This window comes from Brevibacterium picturae (assembly GCF_030453725.1).
Lineage (GTDB): Bacteria > Actinomycetota > Actinomycetes > Actinomycetales > Brevibacteriaceae > Brevibacterium > Brevibacterium sandarakinum_A.
The window spans coordinates 1-21,518 of the sequence record NZ_JAKDJU010000037.1; the positions used below are offsets into that span (position 1 = coordinate 1).

General features: G+C 64.2%; 22 protein-coding genes and 1 tRNA gene. 6 read left to right on the forward strand and 17 right to left on the reverse strand.

What is annotated here, in order from left to right:
* Positions 1-873: class I SAM-dependent methyltransferase (locus L0G76_RS05855; RefSeq protein ID WP_304356380.1), on the forward strand; the 873-nt coding region annotated here is incomplete at its 5' end.
* A 287-nt stretch (positions 874-1,160) separates the two neighbouring features.
* Here the strand turns inward: L0G76_RS05855 and L0G76_RS05860 are convergent.
* The 3 genes from L0G76_RS05860 to L0G76_RS05870 form a co-directional block, all read right to left on the reverse strand.
* A complete protein-coding gene (locus tag L0G76_RS05860) occupies positions 1,161-3,728 on the reverse strand; it encodes an excinuclease ABC subunit UvrA (protein WP_304356381.1) in 2,568 nt (855 codons plus the stop codon).
* A gap of 63 nt (positions 3,729-3,791) precedes the next feature.
* Positions 3,792-4,757: an HAAS signaling domain-containing protein gene (locus L0G76_RS05865; RefSeq protein WP_304356382.1), complete on the reverse strand. Its 966-nt coding sequence runs from the start codon at positions 4,755-4,757 to the stop codon at positions 3,792-3,794.
* A complete protein-coding gene (locus L0G76_RS05870) occupies positions 4,754-5,101 on the reverse strand; it encodes a PadR family transcriptional regulator (protein ID WP_304356383.1) in 348 nt (115 codons plus the stop codon). Before L0G76_RS05870 ends, L0G76_RS05865 begins: the two co-directional genes overlap by 4 nt.
* A 183-nt stretch (positions 5,102-5,284) precedes the next feature.
* Between L0G76_RS05870 and L0G76_RS05875 the strand changes: the two genes are divergently transcribed.
* Positions 5,285-5,728, forward strand: coding sequence for an acyl-CoA thioesterase (locus L0G76_RS05875; protein WP_487246991.1), 444 nt, complete (start codon positions 5,285-5,287; stop codon positions 5,726-5,728).
* Between the two features lie 40 nt (positions 5,729-5,768).
* On the opposite strand, the gene L0G76_RS05880 is transcribed toward L0G76_RS05875, so the two are convergent.
* The 6 genes from L0G76_RS05880 to L0G76_RS05905 all read right to left on the reverse strand — a co-directional run bounded on the left by L0G76_RS05880 (position 5,769) and on the right by L0G76_RS05905 (position 10,542).
* Positions 5,769-6,113, reverse strand: coding sequence for a TfoX/Sxy family protein (locus tag L0G76_RS05880; protein ID WP_304356384.1), 345 nt, complete (start codon positions 6,111-6,113; stop codon positions 5,769-5,771).
* Entirely contained in the window at positions 6,110-6,481 is a 372-nt protein-coding gene (locus tag L0G76_RS05885) for a nuclear transport factor 2 family protein (protein ID WP_304356385.1), read from the reverse strand. The genes L0G76_RS05880 and L0G76_RS05885 overlap by 4 nt, the downstream gene beginning before the upstream one ends.
* A 90-nt stretch (positions 6,482-6,571) precedes the next feature.
* On the reverse strand, positions 6,572-7,012 hold the full coding sequence (locus tag L0G76_RS05890; protein WP_304356386.1) for an SRPBCC family protein: 441 nt from the start codon (positions 7,010-7,012) through the stop codon (positions 6,572-6,574).
* Complete coding sequence (locus L0G76_RS05895; RefSeq protein WP_304356387.1) at positions 7,005-7,352, reverse strand: ArsR/SmtB family transcription factor; 348 nt, start codon at positions 7,350-7,352, stop codon at positions 7,005-7,007. The genes L0G76_RS05890 and L0G76_RS05895 overlap by 8 nt, the downstream gene beginning before the upstream one ends.
* Before the next feature lie 149 nt (positions 7,353-7,501).
* A complete protein-coding gene (locus tag L0G76_RS05900) occupies positions 7,502-8,881 on the reverse strand; it encodes an APC family permease (RefSeq protein WP_304356388.1) in 1,380 nt (459 codons plus the stop codon).
* Positions 8,882-8,895: 14 nt separating this feature from the next.
* Positions 8,896-10,542: an amidohydrolase gene (locus L0G76_RS05905; RefSeq protein ID WP_304356389.1), complete on the reverse strand. Its 1,647-nt coding sequence runs from the start codon at positions 10,540-10,542 to the stop codon at positions 8,896-8,898.
* 134 nt (positions 10,543-10,676) lie between these two features.
* Here L0G76_RS05905 and L0G76_RS05910 point away from each other — a divergent pair, with 134 nt between their 5' ends.
* The 3 genes from L0G76_RS05910 to L0G76_RS05920 are packed head-to-tail and all read left to right on the forward strand — an operon-like array spanning position 10,677 to position 12,431.
* Positions 10,677-11,309, forward strand: a complete 633-nt coding sequence (locus L0G76_RS05910) for a TetR/AcrR family transcriptional regulator C-terminal domain-containing protein (protein ID WP_304356390.1) — start codon at positions 10,677-10,679, stop codon at positions 11,307-11,309.
* Positions 11,310-11,314: 5 nt separating this feature from the next.
* The gene (locus L0G76_RS05915) at positions 11,315-11,764 is read left to right on the forward strand and encodes an ASCH domain-containing protein (RefSeq protein ID WP_304356401.1); all 450 of its coding nucleotides are present in this window, start codon (positions 11,315-11,317) and stop codon (positions 11,762-11,764) included.
* 34 nt (positions 11,765-11,798) lie between these two features.
* Positions 11,799-12,431 (forward strand): maleylpyruvate isomerase family mycothiol-dependent enzyme, encoded by a 633-nt coding sequence (locus L0G76_RS05920; RefSeq protein ID WP_304356391.1) that lies wholly within the window; start codon positions 11,799-11,801, stop codon positions 12,429-12,431.
* A gap of 79 nt (positions 12,432-12,510) precedes the next feature.
* Here the strand turns inward: L0G76_RS05920 and L0G76_RS05925 are convergent, their stop codons facing one another.
* The 8 genes from L0G76_RS05925 to L0G76_RS05960 form a co-directional block, all read right to left on the reverse strand.
* Positions 12,511-12,975: a GNAT family N-acetyltransferase gene (locus L0G76_RS05925; RefSeq protein ID WP_304356392.1), complete on the reverse strand. Its 465-nt coding sequence runs from the start codon at positions 12,973-12,975 to the stop codon at positions 12,511-12,513.
* Positions 12,976-13,109: 134 nt separating this feature from the next.
* A tRNA-Leu gene (locus L0G76_RS05930) sits at positions 13,110-13,191 on the reverse strand.
* Positions 13,192-13,254: 63 nt separating this feature from the next.
* Positions 13,255-13,728: a thioredoxin-dependent thiol peroxidase gene (gene bcp, locus L0G76_RS05935; RefSeq protein WP_304356393.1), complete on the reverse strand. Its 474-nt coding sequence runs from the start codon at positions 13,726-13,728 to the stop codon at positions 13,255-13,257.
* A gap of 100 nt (positions 13,729-13,828) precedes the next feature.
* Entirely contained in the window at positions 13,829-15,589 is a 1,761-nt protein-coding gene (locus L0G76_RS05940) for an acetyl/propionyl/methylcrotonyl-CoA carboxylase subunit alpha (protein ID WP_304356394.1), read from the reverse strand.
* A gap of 3 nt (positions 15,590-15,592) precedes the next feature.
* The gene (locus L0G76_RS05945; RefSeq protein ID WP_304356395.1) at positions 15,593-17,293 is read right to left on the reverse strand and encodes a 5-oxoprolinase subunit B/C family protein; all 1,701 of its coding nucleotides are present in this window, start codon (positions 17,291-17,293) and stop codon (positions 15,593-15,595) included.
* Entirely contained in the window at positions 17,290-18,096 is an 807-nt protein-coding gene (locus L0G76_RS05950; RefSeq protein WP_304356396.1) for a putative hydro-lyase, read from the reverse strand. The genes L0G76_RS05945 and L0G76_RS05950 overlap by 4 nt, the downstream gene beginning before the upstream one ends.
* Positions 18,093-18,878, reverse strand: coding sequence for a LamB/YcsF family protein (locus L0G76_RS05955; RefSeq protein WP_304356397.1), 786 nt, complete (start codon positions 18,876-18,878; stop codon positions 18,093-18,095). The genes L0G76_RS05950 and L0G76_RS05955 overlap by 4 nt, the downstream gene beginning before the upstream one ends.
* 2 nt (positions 18,879-18,880) lie before the next feature.
* A complete protein-coding gene (locus L0G76_RS05960) occupies positions 18,881-20,131 on the reverse strand; it encodes an NRAMP family divalent metal transporter (RefSeq protein WP_304356398.1) in 1,251 nt (416 codons plus the stop codon).
* A gap of 222 nt (positions 20,132-20,353) precedes the next feature.
* On the opposite strand from L0G76_RS05960, the gene L0G76_RS05965 reads away from it, so the two are divergent.
* Complete coding sequence (locus tag L0G76_RS05965) at positions 20,354-20,992, forward strand: GntR family transcriptional regulator (RefSeq protein ID WP_304356399.1); 639 nt, start codon at positions 20,354-20,356, stop codon at positions 20,990-20,992.
* The last annotated feature ends 526 nt before the right edge of the window (positions 20,993-21,518 follow it).

The following is a 21,518-nucleotide window of genomic DNA, read 5'->3' on the forward strand; positions in this document are numbered from 1 at the left end:
GTCTGGGCGATCGTCAACGCGCCGAAGGCGACTCAGGCGTTGGCCGAGACGGTCGCCGCCGTCCAAGCTCACGTGACCACGGTCATCGTGATCGGTCGCAGCGATTCGATGAGCCGCGCCGTGAACAAGGAGCTGGCGCGCGGTTTCGCCCGCGTCGACGTGTCGCCGGGCGTCGGCAAGCACCGCATGATCATCGGCAGCCGTGCGCTGTCGTCACCCAGTCTGCCGAGCTTCCCCAAGCATGGCAGCATCGACCATCCGGCCACAGGTCCGCTGCAGGTCAGGGCCCATGGTGCCTGCTTCTCCGGGGTGAAGGGCGATGAAGGCTCGGCAGCACTGCTCGAAGCCCTGGCTGCTGAAACTCAGATAGCCGCAACTTCGACCGTTGAAGCTCGCACCGTCGAGGTGACGGCCGGCTCCCCTCGATCCGTCCTTGATCTCGGCTGTGGGAACGGGTGGCTGCTGTGTGCGGCGTTGCAGGTGACGTCGGCGGCGACGGGTGCCGGCGTGGATGTGTCGAGGGCGGCGGTCGCCTCGGCGGGGGAGACGGCGGAGGCTAACGGACTCGAGATCGAGACCGTGCTCGCCGATGCCACGGATGCGCAGGCTCTGGCCGGGCCCGGGTCCGGACTGAGCAGCGACGGTTACGATCTGATCCTCCTCAACCCGCCTTTCCACCAGGGCACGGCGATCGAGACCGATACCGCGGCCGGGCTCATGCGCACAGCGGCGAAGCTTCTGGCGCCCGGCGGGCAGGTTCTCACCGTCTTCAACTCTCACCTGCGCTATCGCGATGTCTTGGAGCGCCACATCGGTCCCAGCGAGCAGGTGGCCCGCACCAGCAAGTTCACCGTTGTCCGCAGCCGCCGTTAGAGTCCGCCTGCAACTTCTGCGAATACTTTGAGTCAGGGAGTGCTCATCGGCGCCGCAGCTGCCCGGAGGACCGAAGGCGGTTGTCGGCTCGGCTGCTTCTGGTCAAGAGCAGAATCGCTTCCCAGCTGACTGTCGTGAGGATGAACGGCAATGTGACTATCCAGCACACGACGGCGAACACCGCCTTAGCGACCCACCCTCCTTCTCCGATCTGCGACCAGATCGATACTCCCGCGCTGAGTATCACGAGTATGCTCGTCAGCGCGAGGACAATGAAGAACGCAACTTTAGCGCCCTGTGATGACGGTGTCATTGACTACTTCTTTCCTGGTGGCGGCCTTTTGCAGGCCTTGTGGCGAGTTCTGCCTGCCAGCGGTGCCGAACCGCGCAGACAGAACCTCGGCCGTGGCACCGACACCAGCCGCGGCCACCTTGCGGGGAGGCCCCTCGGCGACGATCTGACCGCCGTCCGGGCCAGGGCCGGGGCCCATGTCGATGAGCCAGTCGGAGCCGGCGGCCAGCTCCATATTGTGATCGGCGATGAGGATCGTATCGCCCTCGTCGACGATCTGTCGGAAGAGTTCACCCAGCACTCGCCCGTCGCTTGGGTGCAGACCATTGGCCGGTTCGTCGAGGATGAACAGTGAACGCTCACGTCGCTTCCTGGCCCGCATCACCGCGGCCAGCCGCAGCCGCTGCGCCTCACCGCCGGACAGCGTCGCCGAGGACTGTCCGAGCAGCAGACCACCGAGGCCAACCCTCTGCAGGACCTCGAAATGGGCGACGAGTCCCAGTCGTTCTCCGAACACCTCCGCTGCGGCATCGATGGACAGGTCGAGGACATCCGCGATGGTCAGTTCTTCGACTGTGACCTCCAGAGTCTGCTCGGCGAACCGGCGTCCCTCACATTGTGGGCAGGTGCCGCTGGAGGCCGGCAGGTGGACGAGGTCGATGGTGATGATGCCCAATCCTTCACAGCGCGGGCACCGCCCACGGGCGGTGTTGAACGAGAACTGCGTGGAGGTGAAGCCGCGGCTGCGGGCCAGATCGGTCTTGGCGAAGAGAGTGCGGATCTTGTCGAAGATGCCCAGGTAGGTGCCGATGACTGATCGCGGTGACCGCCCGATGGTGGACTGATCGAAGCTGACGACCCGATCGAAGGCCTCGAGCCCGGCGGCGCTCGCCCCAACAAGTTCGCCCCGCTCACCGCCATGGGCCACAGCCTGTGGTTCATCGTCACCATCGAAGGGGGAGGCCCCGGCGTTCCTGGCCAGTGTTGCCACCGACCGCAGCACCGAGCTCTTGCCCGCACCCGAGACTCCCGTCAGGGTCGTGAGACGACCGATGGGAAATTCCAGAGACAGATCGCTGAGGTTGTTCGCCGACAGACTGGTGCACCGGGCCCAGCCCTCGAAGTCGTGAGGCGCACGCCATGGCTGCTTCGGGGCTTCGTTGCGCAGGCGGACAGCGGTCGAGCTCTCCGCGTCGAGTGCCTCGGTGACGGGTCCGGAGAACATGAGCTGGCCTCCACGCGCACCTCCGCCGGGACCGAGTTCGATGACCCAATCGCAGCGGCGCACCAGCTCCATATCGTGTTCGACGAGGATGACCGTATTGCCCGCATCCCGCAGAGCCTCAATATGGGTGAAGAGGTGATCGGTGTCCTTCGGGTGCAGACCGGTGGAGAGTTCGTCGAAGACATAGACCATGCCGTGAAGGCCGCTGTGCAGATGGGCTGCCAAGCGCAGTCGCTGCAGCTCACCGGGGGAGAGGGTGGCCGCTGACCGTTTGGGTGGAAGGTAGCCGACGCCGAGGTTGTCGATTACGTCGGTGCGCTTGTCGAGTTCGTCGAGGAGGACGTGGGCGGCCTCATCTGTGGCTGCGGAGAATCGCTTCGAATCGCTGGGGCCGCGTTCGAGGTCGGCGGCGATGGCGGCGTTGATCGTCACGGCTAGGTCTGTGAGGCTGTGGTCGCCCACCTCGGCGATATTCTCCCCGCCGATCGTCACCGCCAATGCGGCAGGGTTGATGCGGCTCCCATGGCAATCGGGGCAGAGGTCGTTGCTGAGGAATTCCTCGGTGCGCTCGCGGATCGTGGCACTGCTGGTCGTGACCATGGTGTCGAGCAGGTACCGGCGGGCGCTGCGGAATTTGCCTGTGTATTCGCGGGCGACGTGGTCGAGTATCTTCTCCGGCTCGACGGTCACGGATGGTGTGTCTTCCGTGGTCAGCAGCCAGGTGCGGGTGTCAGCGGGCAGGCGCTTCCAGGGAATGTCGACGTCGATTCCCAGTGCCTCGACAAGGTGCTTGAAATTCCGTCCCAGCCAGCCTCCCGGCCAGGCGGCGATGGCGCCCTCGCGAATGGTCAGAGCGTCGTCGGGTACGGCTGCGTTGAGGTCGAGGTCATGGATGCTGCCCTTCGCCGCGCACGTCGGGCAGGCACCCTCGACGGTGTTGGGGGAGAAAGCAGAAGCAAGCAGACGACCCTGGTTCGCCGGATAGTCACCGAAGCGGGAGAAGAGCACTCGCAGCAGATCCGAGACCTGCGACAGCGTGCCCACGCTCGAGTTCTCCGGTGGTGTCGACACCAGCTGTTTCACTGCAATGCCGGCCGGAAGGCCCGTGATCCGGTCGACCTGGGGCGCAGAGACCGCGCCGAGGAGGTGACGGGTGAAGGGCGAGACCGATTCGAGGTAGCGCCTTTGGGCCTCTGCGTAGATGGTGTCGAAGGCCAGGGACGATTTGCCGGAGCCGGAGACGCCGCAGATGCCGATGAGCTGCCTGTGCGGGAGAGAGACGGAGAAGCCGGACAGGTTGTGCTCGCGAGCGCCGACGACGCCGATCTCTTCGGTCATGAGTTGGCCACTTCCTCTCGTCCGGGAACAACCATGGGGTTGCACCCGGACCAGGCTACGCGGTCAGCGGTTCGCTCGGTGGGCGCGCCACGTGCTGATCTGATCCCAGATGACGATCGCCCAGATTGCGATGACAGTGATGATCTGCTGCACCTCGGCGCCGGAGGTGCTCGTCAGCTCAGGGTGCAGGACCGTCTGAGTCAGCAGCGCGATCGTGAGGAAGACGGCCGTGGCCACATCGATGATGACTCCGCTGAGGAGGACGGCTGGACGTGCCGATGAACGAACCAGCTTCACCACCTCGACAATGGCCATGAGCGCCAGGAAGCCCCAGTATCCGAGCAGCCAGCCCGTCCCGAGTTCGGGATTGATGAAGGGCTCACCGCTGTTGAGGTGGCCGACGTAGAACAGGGTGGTCGGGACGAAGGGGATCAGCGCCAGAAGGACGAGGAAGACCAGACCGAGAATCGCCTCGGCGCGGATCTGCTTCGCCTTCACATCGGTCGCGTGCAGCTGATCGACGGACCAGGTGGTCCTGGTGTCGTTCATCTTTTCAGCAGCACCACCGCTGAGACCGCGGTCCCCGAGGGCGATGAGGATCGTGAGCGTGGCGAAGGCGACGAGCAGTGCAATGACCGTTTTGGCGACGAGCTGGCCGATCAGTGCCCCGATCTGGACTGGATCGTGGGAGGCGATGAAGCCGATGGCGGAGGAGAGAGCCGCGGCCACGGCGACGAGCGGAAGCACCCAGCGCATGGTCCAGAGGAAGATCGGATAGGATTTCGGCCCGATGAGATGTTGCGGGGAGTTCGTGTACTCACGTGAGAGCTGAATCGGATCGCCGAGTTCTTCGAGCACCTCGCGCTCGGCAGCCGCGGTCTGCTCATCTGCAGGATGTTCCAGGCCGCCGAGGCGGGCCTCGACCATATCGTCGATCGTGGCCCTGATCTCTGCTGCGATGTCAGACCGTGAGTTCTCCGGCAGGTGGCCGATCACGGTGTCGACGTAGATGTCGGTGAGAGCACTCATGGTGTCCCTTCTTTCCAGAGTGTCGTGATGCTGGAGTTGAGTTCCAGCCATTGGGTGTGAAGTGCTGCGGCGACTTCGGCCCCGCTGGTGGTGACGGTGTAGTACTTGCGCGGACGTGCCTGTTCCGTGTTCCATTCGGCGGTGAGCAGGCCCTGTTTCTCGAGTCGTCGCAGCAGCGGATAGAGGGTGTTGGCCTCTGTGGCGATGCCGGCTTCGGTGAGAGTCGTGAGCAGGGAGTACCCGTATTGCGGCTGACGGCAGGCGACGAGGCTGGCGAAGACGACGGTGCCTCGCCTCAGCTCCTGTTCGTGTGTCGCCAATGCCTGCTCTTCATCCTCGTTCATGCTTCACACAATAGTGTGTGACACACACTATTGCAATAGGCGGGGTATGGTCCGGCACCAGGACATCTGCATGAGCGGCGAGGTGAAACCAGCTCGAAATGTTTGCGCTTTGCCTGAAATCCAGGCGAAATATCCCTCGGCTAGCCTGAGTCCAAGAGCGAGAGAACTGCGATAGGGATGGCGATGAGCGAATTGGCAATGACCTCGGCGAATACGACTCATCGAGTCGACGGAATGAACTTCTATACACGCAAGTGGGTTCGCCCGGAGGACCTCAATGCGAACGGCTCGCTCTTCGGAGGAAGCCTGCTGAAGTGGATCGACGAGGAAGCTGCGATCTACGCGATCATTCAGCTCGGCAGCCACAGTGTGGTCACGAAGCTCATCTCCGAGATCAACTTCGTAGCTTCGGCTCGGCAAGGGGATCTCATCGAGATGGGTCTCGTCGCAACTCGTTTCGGCAACACGTCACTGACGATGCGTGCTCAGGTGCGCAATATGATCACGCGCAAGTCTATTCTGAGCATCGACAGGATCGTCTTCGTCAGCGTAGGGGAGACGGGGCAGCCAGACCCTCACGGCTATTCATCGATCACCTATGAGCGTGATCGCATGCCCGTGGTGTGAAGCGGCGGGTACTGACCAGCTGGTCGAGCCTCACAGGGCCTCACCTGGGCGCTCGGTTGTAGTCGATCGCAAATGAGAGCCATAGTGCCAGCGAGGCCTCGTCGACAAGGTGGTCGGCGGCGACGGTGATCCAGCCTGGTCCCATGGTTCGTCCCGTTCCCATCTCGGCCTGTTCAGCACCGGGTTGTTCGAGCAGCAGCCGGTCGTGGTCTTCAGCGGCGATCCTGACCAGCAGGGAGCCGTCCTTGCCGGCACTGACGATCATCTTCTCGTTGACCATGAACGAGCGACCGCCGAACATCGAGACCTCGCGTTGAATGGGTTCAGCGGCGATTGAGGTGCGGATGCGTTCTGCCAGTGACCTTTGCGCGGACGTCATCGTCATTGCGCACCTCGGTCCGGATCCTGAGGGCCATAGGAGAGTCGATCGAAGATGAGCACGCTCTCGCTGATGAGTCCTTCGCGAACAGTGAAGAATTCGGCGGCTGGTGCAGTCGTTGTGGCTGCTGTCTCGGGGTAGTAGAACAGTGCGACCCTGTCGGCCTCAGCGAAAGCGGCAATGTCGCTGATGCCGGTGAGCATCGGCGCGAATCCGCCGATGAACGACCTGTACGCCTCCTTGCCTTCGAGGTCGGCTCCTGGGGCTCGGCATGCGATGTCCTCGTCGATGAGATCCATTGCCCCATCGATATCACCGCTGGTCCACGCGTGGTGATATCGGCTGACGACGTCCTGGGCTGATTCGTAGGTCATGAGAAGCTCCTCTGCGATCGATGGTTCCGTGTGAGTGTGCAAACGGATGTGTGTGAAAGCTGACACCACGCAGCTTGTTGTGTTGTCCCGTCAGGTCATTGTCGCGTCTGGCTGCCAGTCATCGATTCCTGCATCTCCGCCCGAACCGGCGATGATCAGGCGGGGGAGGAAGTGCGCCCAACCGTCGGCGTGACCGCGGACCTCAGCGTCGGGCAGCTGCGCATGGAGCAGATCGACCCGCGTTCCCGATCCAATGGCGGTCAGGGTGAATTCGACCCGGGACGCACCAGGGGGAAGATCCACGCTGCCGGCGAATCCCCATGACACGACCACACGATAGGGGCGACTGACCTCGAGGAATTTCCCTCGGACGGGGTGCCCCGCGATGTCGACGGCGAATCGGCCCCCAGCCGTCGCCTCCAGATCGGCGTACTGGCCCATCCAGGCCGTCATGCCTGAGTTCGTCGTCAGGTACTCGAAAACCGTCTCCGGCGAGGCGGCGATCTCGATGGAATCTCGGAATTCAGCCATGGGCCTCGCCGCCTGCATTCTCGGGTTCGTCTCGTGCCTCGATAGCAGCCTTGAGTTCCGAGAGTTTGGTCGGCCAGAAGTCGTCGAGGTAGGAGCGAACTGCCGCAAGGCCATCGGTCTCGACTGCGAACAGGTGGCGTGTGCCTTCGCGGACGCCGACGGTCAGGCCGGCTCTTCGAAGCACGCCGAGATGGTGCGATGTCGTCTGCTGGGACAGTCCGACTACCTCGGCGATGGACCCGACCGGGAGCGGATGGCCGCGGATCGCATGGAGAATCGACCGGCGATTGCTGTCGGCGAGCGCTCGAAGTGGCAGGTCGATGTCGGGTTCAGCAGTCATCGTCGGCATCCTTTCGCTCGGATGCAGACAGACTACCACAAATAAATGTTTGTACTCATAGGTGTTGGTGGAACAGGGGATTGTCTAGGCTACGAGAAGCGTTGTCTCACATGACGGCTCGTCAACCCGTTGCACTACGGGCCCGCCCTCTAGTCGGCCAGATCCAGCATCGGAGTCGGACGGCGGAAGCCACGAGTGACGAAGGCGAGGTAGCCTATGCCGAGGACCAGCCAGATCGCTCCGATGAGCAGCGTTCTAGGTGACAAGCTCGTCCACAGCCACAGGGTGAGGCAGAAGCCGATGCCGGGCAGGATGATGTAGTTGATGATCGCGCGCGATCCGCGCTGATTCCCATCGATGATGAAGTACTTGATGACCGAGAGGTTGACCGCAGAGAACGCGATGAGTGCACCGAAACTGACCATCTCGGAGATGAAGCTGAGGTCGACGGCCAAGGCGAACAGCGATACCACTCCGACCGCGAGTGTTGCGAGGATCGGGGTGTGGAATCGTGGTGAGAGACGCCCGAAGAAGCGCTTCGGCAGGACACCGTCACGACCCATCGCGAAGAGGATGCGTGAGACCGAGGCCTGAGATGTCAGCGCGGATCCGCAGGCCCCGGCGACATAGGCGGCGGTGAAGAAGATCGTGAGGAACTCTCCGCCTGCAGCACCCATGACATCGAGGGCTCCCGAATCGACGTCGGCGAAGTCATTCGACGGGTAGACGAGCTGAGCGAGGAACGAGAGCGCGATATAGATCAGACCGCCTGTGACAGTGGCGATGACGATGGCACGCGGGACGGTGCGCCGAGCATCCTTGGCCTCCTCGGACAGAGTCGAGACCGCATCGAAGCCGAGGAACGACAGGCACAGGATTGCGGCACCTGCCATGACATTGCCGAAGCCGGGTGCACTGCCGTCACCGGTGAACGGTGCCATGAGATCGACCGTGCCCGAACCCGACATCGACGCAATGCCGAGCGCGGCGAAGGTGAGGATGAAGATCGCCTGGGCCGCGATGATGACGATGTTGGCTCGTGCCACGGACACAATGCCGATGACATTGAGCACCGTGACGAGAACGATCGCCGTGAGCACGAACACCCAGGCGGGGATCATCGGGAACGCCGCGGACAGATAGATGCCGATGACGAGGTAGTTGATCATCGGCAGGAACAGGTAGTCGAGCAGCAGCGCCCACCCTGCCACGAACCCGATACCAGCCCCGAAGCTCTTCTGCGTGTATGTGTAGGCGGACCCGGCGAAGGGCAGCTCGTGGGCCATCTTCGCATAGGACCTGGCAGTGAAGACCATCGCGAGGAGAGTGATCACGTACGCCAGCGGCACCCGGCCTCCGGTGACCTGAGTGACGATGCCATAGGTCGTGAAGATGGTCAGCGGCACCATATAGACGAGGCCGAAGAACACAAGAGACGGGACCCCGAGAGCACGCTTGAGGTGCCCTTCGCCGCCATCGTGGTGTTCTCTGCCACCTTGGGGCGCGCTGGTGTCGTGTGAGTCGGACATGGTGGTCCTTTCGCTCAGGTCGATGAATGCACGGCCACGCCGCCGAGGTAGGTGGTGCGAACGGGCATCTTCGCGAGTTCCTGCGGTGTCAAGTCCCGAGGGTCGTGGTCGAATCGGATGAGGTCTGCGCTCGCCCCGGGGCGGATCTCGCCCCAGACTGCGGGGGAGCGATCGGCGAAGGCCTGGTGGGCCACTGCGGTCGAATAGCAGTCGAGGGCACGGTCGATGTCGACGATCTCCTCCGGAGTCCACCCGCCTGCGGGTTCGCCCGCACAGTTCTGTCGGCTGGTGCCGATCGCCAGGCCCTCGACGGGTGTGCCCGAGGTGCACGGCCAGTCCGAACCGAACGACAAGCGTCCACCACGTTCGAGGATGGTCCGCATCCGGTACTGATGACCGGCCCTGTCCTCGCCGAGGCGGGGGACAGTGAGCACGGTCATGAGGTCATCGAGCTGCGCCCACAGCGGCTGCATGTTCGCGATCACCCCGAGCTCTGCGAATCGTGAGAGGTCGTCGGCATCGACGAGCTGCGCATGGGCGATGACCGGCCGGCGAACCCGTGGACCGTTGAGCGTCATCGCCGACTCGATGGCATCAAGACCTTGGCGGACGGCGGCATCACCGATGGCGTGGATGTGGACCTGGAATCCGGCCGCGTCGACCGCTCGCACCGCTTCGGCCAAGGTTTCGCCTTCCCACACCCGCAGGCCGTGATTGTGCAGGGACGAGCAGTACGGTTCGAGCAGCGACCCGGTTTCGTTCTCGACGACGCCATCGGCGAAGAACTTCACGGTCCGGGCGCTCAGCAGCGGATCACCACGCTCTTCGACGCGCCTCCTGGCCTCGACCATGGCAGGCAGCTGATCGGTGAAGTGACGTGGATCCGCATAGAGGGCGAGATTGAACCGGATCTTGAGCCGGCCCTGATCCGAGGCGGCCAGATAGGTCTCGACATCGGCCGGTTCGACCCAGGCGTCCTGGACCCAGGTGACCCCGCGCTCGAGGTAGTAGTCGGCTGCCCGTTCGAGCGCGCGCAGCCGAACGGCCTCGTCCAGCGGCGGACGCACGGCGTCGACGAGATCGACCGCGCCCCATTCCCGCAGCGTTCCCAAGGGCGAACCATCGCTTCGACGAGGGATCTCACCCAGTTTCGGTTCGGGTGTGCCGGCGGTGATGCCGGCGAGTTCGAGGGCCCGGGAATTGCACCACACCGTGTGGTAGTCCCAGGCACGCAGCACCACGGGTCGGTCCGCGACGGCGTCGTCGAGCCAACGGGAGTCGAAGAGCCCGCCCTCGACGAGGCTGCCGTCGTAGGAGGCGCCGGTGATCCACTCGACCTCGGGGTTGGCTTCAGCAAAACGTCGCACCTCGGTCACGATCTCGGCGACGCTGGCACACGAGCGCACCTGCGGTCCCTCCGCTTCGAGCCCGCCGAAGATCGGATGGGCATGACCATCGCCGAAGGACGGCATGAGGAAGCCGCCTTCGAGGTCGACTGACTCGGGCGAGTCTGCGGGTGAGTGCTCGGATGAGGATGAGTTCTGGTGTTGGTCGACCTCGGCGGAACCGATCGCGACGATGGCGCCGTCTCTCACGAGCAGCGAGTCGGCGGGGCCACTCGAGGCTCCGCGCCAGATGGTGCCATTGTGGAAATGCGTCAAAGCCAATTCGCTTCGTCCCCCGCTTCGCTGCGTGTGATCTCTGACCCGCCACATAGTACGAACAGTGTTCGTGTTTGTGACTGAGAACACGATACACTCCGAGGGAGGTCAGGGGAAGAGGGAAAGAGGTCGGTATGAGACTCAATCCGGAACGACTCGTCGACGCCGCGCTCGCCCTCGTCGACGACGACGGATCCGAGGCGCTGTCGATGCGCACTCTGGCTGCTCGTGTCGATCGGCAGGTGTCGTCTCTGTACAACCATGTGTCGGGTCGAACCGAACTCATCGAACTCATGCGGGCCCGCATCGTCGCCGACATAGATGTGGCCGCGTTCGCCTCGGCGGGGACATCTGCGAGGGCGATTACGTGGGAGAGGGCCCTCGAGTCCTGGGCACGGTCTTACCTGCGAGCATTCGCCGCCCACCCCAATCTCATCCGCCTGCTGGCGACGACGGAGATTCGGGATCTGTCGACGTACGAGATGTACGATGCGGTCATCGTCGGCCTGCGCCGAGGCGGCTGGCCGGAATCAAGGACCGTGGCGGTCATGCGCACGGTCGAGGCCCACGTCCTCGGATCCGCACTCGACATCATCGCTCCCAGTGACCTCATCGCACAGGATTCGGCTGATGCCCGGTTCTCCGAAATCCGTGCCGCCCTCGACCCACGATTCGCCGAGACCTCTTCGGCGACTGCCGCATTCGACTTCGGGCTGAACGCCCTCATCGATGGGCTGCGGCTGCAGCTGGAGGCAGGTGTTTCGTGAATAGTATGTCGCTCGAAGACTTCTGGTCGGCCGCACGGTCAGCAGTACCGGAGCTGCCGGTGCACGCACCCCAGGCGTGGGCCTTCGGCGCGACGCCCGAGCATGCCGATGACCTCCTCGCATTGGTCCTTGACGGGACGAAGACCGGCACAGCCTCTGCGCTCTGTGACATCGAAGCCGAAGAGGAAGAAGTGCCCAGAGTCGGTGAAGTGAGCATCATCCTCGACGGCCGCGACAGTCCCCGAGCGGTCATCGAGACCACTGCCGTCGTGACTGTTCCCTTCGACGAGGTGACTGCCGAGCATGCTCACGCCGAAGGCGAAGGCGAACGGACACTGGCGGCCTGGCGGGAGATCCACGAGAGGTTCTGGCGAGACTGCAGTCAGACCTCAGAGGGTTCCGCCTCGGATATGCTCGTAGTGTGCGAGCGGTTCCGGCTCGTGTTCCCAAGGTGACCTGTGGACGCAGGGAGCCGAACGGAAGGACGAAGTGTCTGAAGCTGTCGACTGGTGGAGTCTCATCCATGCCGAACGTGCCCACTTGGTCGAACTGCTGGAGACGCGCGGTTCTGACCAGTGGAGCGCTGACACGCTGTGTTCGGCCTGGTCAGTCGAAGAAGTCGTTGCCCATCTCAGCGCGGCGGCGAACACGGGCAGGTGGGCGTGGATTCGCAGCATCGTCGCCGCTGGATTCAACGCTGACCGCCACAATGCCCGACTCCTCGACAGGTTCCGAGGGAGGTCGCCGGAAGAGACTCTGGAGGTCTTCCGCAACTGCATCACGGCCACGATCGTACCGACGAAGGACTATCCTGCGTTCCTCGGCGAGGTCATCGTCCACTCTCAGGACATCGCCCGGCCACTCGGGCTGACTCTGACTCCTGCCTCCGGCGCAGTCCTTGAGGTCGCGCGCTTCTACGCCGCGAAGGACTTCGCCGTCAACAGCAGCACGTTGGTCACGGGTCTGACTCTCGTCGCAGACGATGCTGACTTCAGGGTCGGAAGCGGGCCGGCGGTCAGAGGCCGGCTCCTGGATCTGGTGATGGCGATGGCGGGACGTCCGGTTTTCGCTTCGCTGCTCGAGGGCGCAGGCGCCGAAGAACTGCGAACTCGCATGAGTTGAGGTCTGCGCACAAACGCTTGGGAAACTACGACGAGATTGCAGAATTGGTGAGGCGGGCTGATCGAGACAAACTGCGTCCTTATGCTTCCTTCGGCTTCGCGTCGTAGGTGAGCCAGTTGGTTTTCGTCGCGATCCGGTCGTAGAGCACCTGCGCTTGAGCATTGTCGTCCGCAGTGATCCACCGGACGACCGAACGTCCCTCGTCCGCGGCGATCTCTTGCAGACGGGCGATCAGCGCTCTGCCGGAACCTGCGCCGCGAGCCTGAGGATCGGTGAAGAGGTCGTCGAGCCAGAGACCGACCGAGCCGGTCGACGGACGCGAGAACCTCCGGAAGTCCGCGATTGCGACGATACGACCATTCGCCTCGCCGACCAGCCCATCGCATTCATGGCCGGCATCCATGAGCCAGCCCCAGACTCTCGAAACGATTTCTTCGGATTCCGGGAGATGGTAGAACTCGCGGTAGCCGCGGAAGAGCTCACGCCAGCGAGTCTCATCTGCAGGAGACACTGGGCGGACGGAAGTGGTCGACGAATCTGCCATGACTGTCCGTACCTTTCCTCATAGTTCTGCGGGATGACATGTGATCGCCGCAAGGCGACATGTACTGCAAGAGTATGTGAAAAAGCCCCTGGTCGGGAGGATACTTCCCTAACCAGAGGCCGTTGTCCATTTTGTACGCGAGGGGGGACTTGAACCCCCACGTCCGCAGACACTGGAACCTAAATCCAGCGCGTCTACCAATTCCGCCACTCGCGCGCGACGTCCTCAAGATTAGCAGGACGAAGGCGCGATGCTGAAACGATCAGATAATGCAGGAGGTCAGGCTGCGTCGATGCCCAGCGCCTTGCGCACACGTGCCACGTGGCCGGTGGCTTTGACGTTGTACTGCGCCAGTTCCACGGCACCGTCGGCATCGATGACGAGCGTCGAGCGGATGACACCCTGGACGACCTTGCCGTAGTTCTTCTTCTCGCCGAAGGCGCCCCAGGCTTCCATCATGGATTTGTCGGGGTCTGAGAGGAGGTCGAAGTTCAGCCCCTCCTTCTCCGCGAACTTCTTGAGCTTCTCCGGCTTGTCAGGGGAGATGCCCAACACAACGAGACCGGCAGCGGAGAGTGCCGAGAGCGAATCGCGGAAGTCGCAGGCCTCGGTCGTGCAGCCGGGAGTCATGGCAGCTGGGTAGAAGTAGACGACGACCCGCTGTCCCTTGAACTCGCTGAGGGTCACGGACTTCCCATCCTGGTTGGTCAGGGTGAAATCCGGGGCTGCGTCGCCGACTGACAGACGTGGCATAGTGTCTCCTCTTCTCGTGCGGAACTCATCGGAAGTTCTCAGTTCACCAACCACTCTAGTCCGAACCGCTGACGCAGGTGCCAACCCTGACGTCCGAGGCTCACTCGACGCGAGCGATGACCTCGCCGACACCCACCATGGCTCCGACGCCTGCCACCTGCGTCAGCGTCCCGGACACGGGTGCTTGGACGCGCGTTTCCATCTTCATCGCCGACAGCACAGCGACATCGTCACCCTCGGCCACCTCGGCGCCGTCGGCGACAAGATAGTCGACGAGGTTACCGGGCACCGGAGCACTCACGGCCCCCGCACTTGCGGCGCCAGCCTCAGATCCGTCCGAACCGATACCACTGGCAGAACCGTTGCCAGCGCCGCCGTTGCCACCGCCACCGGCGGTGCCCAATCCAGCCAACAGCGCAGCCGGCAGTCCGAGCCGAGTGAGTCTGCCGTCGATCTCGATGTCCATGCGCTGCAGCGAGGACTCGGGAATCGGTGCCGGCCGAGGCTGCGTCGTCAGCCGGGGGAGGAGCTCCGTTTCGATCCACTGTGTGTGGATGCCGAGCTGCTCGGCGGTGAACGCCGGGTCGGTGAGGATCTCAAGGGAACAGGGGAGCACCGTGGCTGGTCCCTCAACGTGCAGTTCCTTGGCGGCAGTGACCGTGCGCGCGATCGCAGAATCACGGTCGGGGCCGTGGACGATGAGCTTCGCGAACAGAGAGTCGAAGGCCGGCTGTACCGTGTCACCGGCGCGAACCCCGGCATCCCAACGCACCCCGGGCCCACCCGGAGCAGACAGAGAATCGATGCGGCCCGGCGTGGGCAGGAACCCTCGGCCGGGATCTTCGGCGTTGATCCGCAGCTCGATGGCGCGCCCGTGCGGCTCGGGCGTCGAGGACAGGGACAGTCCTTTGCCGAAGGCGATGCGGAACTGTTCGGCGACGAGATCAACCCCGGACACCGCCTCGGTGACCGGGTGCTCGACCTGCAGGCGAGTGTTGACCTCGAGGAAGGTCATCGTATCGTCTGCGGCGAGGAGGAACTCGACGGTGCCCGCGCCCCTGTAGTTCACCTCGGCGCAGATGGCTTCGGCCGAACGGTGGAGGCGCTCATGCTGATCGGCGCTGAGCCCGGGAGCCGGTGCCTCCTCGATGAGCTTCTGATTGCGGCGCTGGGCCGAACAGTCACGATCGCCGACGGCAACGACCTGCCCCTGACCGTCGCCGACGACCTGGACCTCGACATGGCGGGGGCGCTCGAGGAACTTCTCGACGAAGCACTCGGAGCGTCCGAAGGCCTCCATGGCCTCGCGGGTGGCCGATTCGAAGGCGTCGGCGACCTCGGCGAGGTCATGGACGATCTTCATTCCGCGCCCACCGCCACCGTGGGCGGCCTTGATGATGATCGGCAGACCGTGATCGGCGGCGAAGTCCTCGACCTCGGCGGCATCCTTCAGCGGTCGGTCGATGCCCGGGGCCAGCGGGGCGCCGACCTTCTGCGCCAGTTGGCGGGCGGTGACCTTGTCACCGAGTGCCGTGATCGTGTCCGCAGTGGGCCCGATCCAGATGAGTCCGGCGTCCTCGACCGCGGCAGCGAAGTCGGCGTTCTCGGACAGGAACCCGTACCCGGGATGAATGGCATCGGCCCCCGACTTTGTGGCCGCGGCGATGATCGCGTCGATGTTGAGGTAGGTCTCGGCCGCGCTGGATCCCGGCAGGGAGTAGGCCTCATCGGCCAGCTGGGTGTGCATGGCTTCGAGGTCCTGGTCGGCGTAGACGGCGACCGAGGTGTGGCCGTAGTGGGAGCAGGCGCGGATGACGCGGACGGCGATTTCGCCGCGGTTGGCGATGAGGATCTTCGGCATGATTCAGTGTCCGTTCTCCGGTGAATGGTGAATGTGGTCTGTGGTGGTGGCACCGTCGACAGTGACCGGCGAGTCGTCGGTGACGAAGCGGATGATGACCCCGGGCGCAAGCTGTGCCGCCAGATCCGTGTCATCGACGCTGGCGATGATCGGATAGCCGCCGGTCAGCGGATGGTCGGGGCCGAAGAGCACCGGCTGTCCGTTGGGTGGGACCTGCAGCGCCCCGGTGACAGCGCCCTCGCTGGGCAGTTCTCCGGTGCGGGAGCGTTCGAGTGGAACCTCACCGTCGAGTCTGAGTCCGACGCGATCGGATTCGTGCGTGACCGTCCATTCCTGGCCCAGCAGGGTTTCGATCCCCGCCGAGGTGAACCAGTCATCACGCGGTCCCAAGGTCACCGACATCTCGATGGTCTCTCCCGGCGTGGGCAGGTGCCGCTCGTGGCCTGAGCCGCGGACCGGATCGACGAGCTGAGGAGCCGACTCCGGCCGACCGAGAGTAACCGTGGTGTCCGGTTCCAGGTGGGCCGGACCGAGATGAGCCAGCGTATCGGCCGAGGCGCTGCCCAGCGCGGTCTCCGTCTCGATCCCACCCCGTATAGCGACATAGACCCTGGTTCCGCGTTCGGCGGCACCGAGTTCGAGTTCGTCCCCATCTTCGAGTGAGAAGGCCTCGCCGAGGTGGTGCCGGTACACGGTTCCACCGGCAGAGGTGACGGTGATCGTGGAGTGCGCCCCGGTCACAGCGGCGACACCGTCACCGGCGATGGCCAGTTTTGCTCCACCCCCGACGCTCTCCAGCCCGGCCGTGGTCTCGGCATTGCCGACTAGGCGGTTGGCGGCCCGCAGCGCCGAACGGTCGGCGGCTCCGGCGCTTGAGACGCCCATGGCGGCGAAGCCGGGCCGTCCGAGGTCCTGGATGAGCAGCTGAAGTCCGGGACGAATGACCGTGAAGGCATGCGCCGATGCGACTTTGCCCGGCTGTGACGATGAAACCGGCTGTGGCGATGGCTCCGGCTGCGCAGGCGCACCCTTCTGCGACGACGAGGATTCCGCGCTCGTCTCAGCGACTGTGACCGATTCCCGCTTCGCCTCGCGGAACTTCACCGTCGTTCCGGGGACGAACAGTGCCGGTGGTTGACGATCGAGGTCCCAGAGTGTGGCGTCGGTGCGGCCGATGAGCTGCCAGCCGCCGGGGGAGGCCCGAGGATAGACCCCGGTGAATTCCCCCGCCAAGGCGACAGCTCCGACGGGCACACGGGTGCGTGGTGAGGAGCGGCGGGGGACATTGAAGATCGGATCGTCACCGGCCAGATATCCGAACCCGGGGGCGAACCCGGAGAATGCGACCTGCCAGGTCGCACGCTGATGCCGAGCGACCACCTCGGCGGTCGACAGCGACAGAAGTTCAGCCACCTCGGCGAGGTCCTCCCCGTCGTAGACGACGTCGATCGTGACCTCACGGGATTCGGTCGAGTCCGCCCCAGTGTGCTCGAGCCTGCGGATCCGATCTTCGAGCACCGGCGCCGAGGTGCGGGCCGGGTCGAAGCGGATGAGCACCGTCCGTGCGGCCGGGATCAGCTCCTCGATGCCGTCGAGTTCGGCCGCCTCCAGCGCTTGGTGCAGGTGCATCGTGGCGACAAGATCGGGACATTCGACGAGGAGATGGCGGCGGGAGGCGGTGTGGAAGTCGAGGTTGTCGATCATTGGCGGTAGTTGCCTTCCGGCGCGTCGGTGATGAACATCCGGCCCGGTGAGTGCGTGATCGCGAACGGTGGGGCCGAGGCTTGGATGGCGATCTGAGGAGTCACTCCGCAGGCCCAGAACACGGGAATGTCGCCGTCCTCGATCGCGGGGGCATCGCCGAAGTCGGGGGAGTCAAGGTCGGTGATGCCGATCTGCTCGGGTTCTCCGATGTGGACGGGACCACCGTGGACGGCGGGAAAACGGTCGGTGATGCGCACCGCCTCGGCGACCTGATGGGCAGGGATGGGGCGCATGGACACGACCATGTTGCCGTGGACCCGACCGGCGGGTCGGCAGGCGATCGATGTGGAGTACATCGGTACGTTGCGACCGGCTTCCTGGTGGCGGATCGGAATGCCGGCCTCGAGCAGTCCGGATTCGAACGTGAAGCTGCATCCGATGAGGAATGACACGAGGTCAGGATGCTCGGCCCAGACATCGGTCGCATCATCGACCTCGCCGACGAGTGACCCGTTCTCCCAGAGTCTGTAGCCGGGAATGTCGGAACGCAGGTCGCTGCCCGGCGCCAACGCGGATTCGACCTGCCCGGGTTCGAGAACATCGATGACCGGACACGGCTTCGGGTTGCGTTGGGCGAAGAGCAGCATATCGAAGGCCCACTCGGCCGGGACGGCGATGAGGTTGGCCTGAACCAGACCAGGAGCCAGGCCAGAGGTCGGTTCCGTGGACCCGGCCCGGATGCGCTCGCGGGCCTGCGCTCCAACAGAGGCCTGCACTCCAGCCGCAGTGCGGACCTCGTTCATCGACCGGCACCGGCGAACGAAGCGATCGTCACACCCGAGGATTCGAGGAGCTCTCGTGCGGCGCGGGCCATGTCGATCGAACCCTGGCTGTCGCCGTGAAAGCAGATCGACTGGGCGTCGACGTCGACGAGGCTGCCGTCGATGGCCTCGACCTGTCCGGTCTGGACCAGGCGCAGGACGCGGGCGGCCACGGCCTCGGGGTCGTGGAGGACAGCGTTGGGCTCGGTGCGGGAGACCAGGGAGCCGTCGGGGTTGTAGGAGCGATCGGCGAAGGCCTCAGCGGCGACTGTCAGTCCCGCCTCGGCGGCGACACGATTGGCCACGCTGCCGGCCAGACCGAGGAAGACGAGGCTGTCATCGACGGCCTTGACCGCATCGACGACGACCTTGGCCTGTGCCTCGTCGTGGACGATCGCGTTGTAGAGGCCTCCGTGGGGTTTGACGTAGGCGACCGAGCCGCCGACAGCGGTGGTCAGGCCCAGCAGGGCACCGATCTGGTATTCGACCTGGGCCTGCAGGGCAGCGGCGGGAACGTCGAGTGGGCGGCGGCCGAAGCCCTCGTAGTCGTCGTAGCCGGGGTGGGCGCCGATGACGACTCCGCCCTTCGTCGCCGCAGCCGCCGTGGAGCGGATGCCCTCGGGGTTGCCGGCATGGAACCCGCACGAGACGTTGGCGCTGGTCACCAGGCCCAGCATGGCCGTGTCGTCGCTGACGACGCGATCGGGGACGTTCTCCCCGAGGTCCGAGTTGAGGTCGATGGTCATGGTGTCATTGGCGTTCATTGTCACCCTCCGATTCCGATCATTGCGAAGATGGGGCCGACCGATTCAACGGCCGTGTACCACATCACCAGTGTTGCCGCGGTGCCGATGATGAGCAACCACTTGGGGTAGGTGGCGACTCGCAGCAGCTGTGGTTTGAACCAGCCGATGTACATGAAGATCGTCAGGCCGATCGGCAGGATGAGGCCGTTGAATCCGCCGACGAAGACGAGCAGGGTCGCCGGCGCGGTTCCGACGCTCAGGTAGACGATCAGCGACACGGTGATGAAGGCGACCGTGGCCAGCTGCAGCGGCCAGCCCTTGGCAAGGCGTGTGGAGAATGCGGACAGGAACGTCGCCGAGGTGTAGGCGGCCCCGATCACCGAGGACAGTGCCGCGGCCCAGAAGATGGCACCGAAGACGCGCATGCCGGCGTCGCCGAGGACTGCGGCGAAGGCCTGCCCGGCAGGGTTGGAGGCCTGACCCCCGAGATCGAGGGCCACACCCGATGCAACGACGCCGAGGATGGCCAGGAACAGGATATAGCGCATAACGCCGGTGACGAGGATGCCGGAGAGGGCCGAACGCATGACATAGGGGGCATGCTCCGGTCCGGTCTGGCCCGAGTCGAGGTAGCGGTGGGCACCGGAGTAGGTGATGTAGCCGCCGACACTTCCCCCGACGATGGTGGTCACGGTGGCGAAGTTGATCGTGTCGGGCAGGAAGCTCTGCTTGATCGCCTCACCGACAGGCGGGTCGGACACGATCGCGACGATGACGGTGAGGATGATCATTCCGACACCGAGGACCATGACGACGATGTCGACGACCTTGCCCGCGCGTTTGAACAGGAAGATGCCGATGGCCAGGACTGCAGTGAGCAGACCGCCGAGCTTCGGATCGATGCCGAGGAGCGCGTTGAGGCCGAGGCCGCCGCCGGCGATGTTGCCGATGTTGAAGGCCAGACCGCCGATGACGATGAGGATCGACAGAAGGATGCCCGTGCCCGGAATCGCGCTGGAGGCGAGCTGTGCGGCTCGTTTGCCCGAGGACGTGATCATGCGCCAGACGTTGAGCTGAATGGCGATGTCGATGAGGATCGACATGAAGATGGCGAAGGCGAAGGCTGCGCCCATCTGAGCGGTGAACGTCGCCGTCTGGGTGATGAACCCGGGACCGATCGCCGAGGTGGCCATGAGGAAGATGGCGCCCAGGATCGCGCTGCGACTGACCTTCCTCGGTTGTTTCGTGTCGTGGTCTTGCGGCTGTGACATGGGATCTCCAAGTTGCCTGGTGCCAGGGCGTTGCCTTGTGGCTGGTCTGCGTTTCCGTTGCGATGGACGAGCCAGCCGCTGTGGTGGCCCGCATCACTGTCATGAATTGGTAGACAATCTAGCACGGATTGTTCAACAAGAATAGACTTGCATCACATCTTCATCCAGGAATTGTTCACGTGAAAATGAGACGTTTGTTGCGCCGATCACTAGGATGGAACCGTGAATCACGAATCGTCCCTGGTCAATCTGCTCACCGACCGTCTCATCGCCGGCGAGCTGCGTCCCGGTGCCCGCCTGTCCGAAGCTGCACTGGCGAAGGAATTCGACGTCTCCCGCAACACGCTGCGTGAGGCCTTCCGCGTGCTGGGGGAGCAGGGGCTGGTCAATCACATCCCGCACCGTGGGGTGTCGGTGGCATCACCGAACACCTCCGACGTCATCGACATCTACCGGGTGCGTCGCCATATCGAATGCTCGGTGTTGGAGAACGCGCCGAAGAACCACCCGGGCGCCGAGCAGATGCGCAGAGCAGTCGAGACCGCACACAGTGCCGCTGCCGCCGATGACTGGCTGCAGGTGGGAACGGTGAATATGGCCTTCCATAACGCGCTGGTCTCACTCTCCGACAGCTCCCGTCTGATGCGGTCGTTCGGAAACGTTCTCGCCGAGCTCCGGCTGGCCTTCCTCAAGGTCGAAGTCCTCGACTTCCTCCATGCGCCTTTCGTCGAGCGCAACCAAGAAGTCCTCGATACCTACCTCAACGAGAGCCCCAGGGCGGCGGCGGCGAAGCTGGGCGCTTACCTCGGGGATTCCGAGCGTCAAGTCCTCGGCGCCTACGCCCGCGCGGGCAAGGACTGAAGCGCCTCGGCCGGGGCGAGGGTGGAAATCGCAGCACAGGGCCCGTTGAGACCCGACTGCTAGACTGAGGGCGACGTGTTTGTGCAAATTGCATACGCCCATGTCGGCCCAGAGCCTGCATGTCTAACGGCAGATCAGACAGTGGTCGATCTGCAAGGAGTGCGCAATGAAGTATGCACCATATCTCTGTCCCGACTGCTACGGCCGTCTCATCGACACCGCAGCTGTTGCGGAACCCGGTGACGGAGCCAACTTGAACCCCATGCTTGAGTGCGCGGACGGCTGCGGCGTTTCGGAGAATGCGCTCAAGCCATATAGAACCCGAATGAATGGCAGGGCCCGAGCAGCAGGCAGGGCACCGGTCCGACCTGCGGCCAAGGCACCGGCTCGACGCCAGCGCTAGCGGCCCGCACCCGGGCAGCTGCGTGCCATAGGAGGCAAACAAGAAACCGCCGTTCGGATCATCCGAACGGCGGTTTCTCAACTCTGTGCACCCCCCGGGACTTGAACCCGGAACCCACTGATT